The sequence below is a fragment of the Dietzia sp. CQ4 genome (genome assembly GCF_014145125.1).
Classification (GTDB): Bacteria; Actinomycetota; Actinomycetes; order Mycobacteriales; family Mycobacteriaceae; genus Dietzia; species Dietzia natronolimnaea.
The window spans coordinates 1-1,763 of record NZ_JAALDZ010000330.1; the positions used below are offsets into that span (position 1 = coordinate 1).

3 protein-coding genes are annotated in these 1,763 nt (G+C 71.4%); 2 read left to right on the forward strand and 1 reads right to left on the reverse strand.

The annotated features are described in order from the left end of the window. Positions 1-314, forward strand: a 314-nt coding sequence (locus G6031_RS16120; RefSeq protein ID WP_182653808.1) for a metallopeptidase family protein, incomplete at its 5' end; no start/stop codon positions are given. 75 nt (positions 315-389) lie between these two features. Here G6031_RS16120 and G6031_RS16125 read toward each other — a convergent pair. After that, positions 390-701, reverse strand: a complete 312-nt coding sequence (locus G6031_RS16125; RefSeq protein WP_241727050.1) for a WhiB family transcriptional regulator — start codon at positions 699-701, stop codon at positions 390-392. Between the two features lie 260 nt (positions 702-961). Between G6031_RS16125 and cofD the strand changes: the two genes are divergently transcribed. Continuing rightward, positions 962-1,763 (forward strand): 2-phospho-L-lactate transferase (gene cofD / locus G6031_RS16130; RefSeq protein ID WP_182653809.1); only part of this gene is annotated, 802 nt, incomplete at its 3' end.

Consider the following 1,763-nt stretch of genomic DNA (forward strand, 5'->3'; position numbering starts at 1 on the left):
GGCATTCCCGCCTGGTGCACCTGGACCTGGCCGTCGACATGGTGCCGCGCATGCGGTTGAAGCCCGGCGAGACCTGGCCGGAGGAGGTGGTGGCGGACGGCCTGGTGCCGCTCGCCCGGCTGGTCCCCGCCGGCGTCGACCGGGCCGGCCAGCCCACGCGGGCCCGGTTGGTCCTGTTCCGCAGGCCGCTCACCCGCCGGGCACCCGGCGGGGACGACCTGAGGGACCTGGTCTACTCGGTCCTGGTGGAACTCGTCTCGCAGCACCTGGAGATCTCACCGGACGAGGTCGAGGCCGGCCCCAACGAGAACTGACCACCCCGCGGGGTGGTCAGGAAGGTGCCGAACAGGCGCCGTCGAGAGCCCGGATGACACCGGGCCCTGACGAACTCACATCACGGCCTCGCGCTTGATCCGCCGACGCTCGCGCTCCGACAGTCCGCCCCAGATGCCGAAGCGCTCGTCGTTGGCCAGCGCGTACTCGAGGCACTCGGCCTTGACCTCGCAGCCCGTGCAGATCTTCTTGGCCTCGCGGGTCGAGCCACCCTTCTCCGGGAAGAACGCCTCGGGATCGGTCTGGGAACAGAGGGCCCGGTCCTGCCAGCTCTCCTCCTCGTCCTCCACGAAGAGCGCACCGGTGCCGAAGTCGACCAGGGTCAGCTCGGGTCCCGCTGCGGTGCGTGACTGTCGATCCACGGTCATCCCCTCGTGTTACGTTGCTCGTCGCTCGTGCGTCTGCCCGGCCCGGCGTGCCGCTCCGATACGAATGACACACCTGTGATTACACACATGCGAGTCGCCCAGGTCAAGCGAAATCGGGGATACCTAGCATTTTCGTGCGCCGGTCCCACGAGTGACACGCCGCGGATTGTGTGGCGTGGGACACCCCCGCGAGTCGGGGTGGGGTCCGAACACCCGGCCACCCGGGCCGCACCGCCACCCCGTCACTACTCTGGGTCGACGTGAGGATCTGTGTATTGGCCGGTGGCGTCGGTGGCGCCCGTTTCCTGCTCGGCGCACGTCGACTTCTCGGGCTGGACCCCGCGTCCGGGGCCGCGGACACCCCGCTCCCCGGAGGCGACCCCGCCCACGGCCTCGACGCGGTGGTCAACGTCGGGGACGACGCGTGGATGCACGGCGTCCGGATCTGCCCCGACCTCGACACCTGCATGTACACCCTCGGCGGGGGCATCGACCCCGAACGCGGATGGGGTCACGCGGGCGAGACGTGGAACTGCCGCGACGAACTCGCCGCCTACGGCGTCCAGCCCGACTGGTTCGGTCTCGGGGACAAGGACCTGGCCACCCACCTGGTCCGCACCCAGATGTTGGGCGCCGGTTACCGGTTGACCGACGTCACCGAGGCGCTGTCCACCCGCTGGTCCCCCGGCGTCCGCCTGTTGCCGGTGACCGACGACCGATGCGAGACGCACGTCGTGGTGCCCGACGACTCCGCCGACGGGTCGGGCTCGAAGGCGATCCACTTCCAGGAGTGGTGGGTCCGGCACCGCGCGCAGCTGCCCGCCTCCGGATTCGTGCAGATCGGCGCCGAGGCCGCCCGGCCCACCGCGGAGACGCTCGAGGCCATCGAGGCGGCCGACCTCGTCGTCGTCGCCCCCTCCAACCCCGTGGTCTCCGTCGGCGCGATCCTCGCCGTCCCCGGGATCCGCGCCGCGCTGCGTTCCACCACCGCGCCGGTCGTGGGGGTGAGCCCCGTGATCGGGGGCGCCGTGCTGCGCGGGATGGCCGACGCGTGCCTCACCG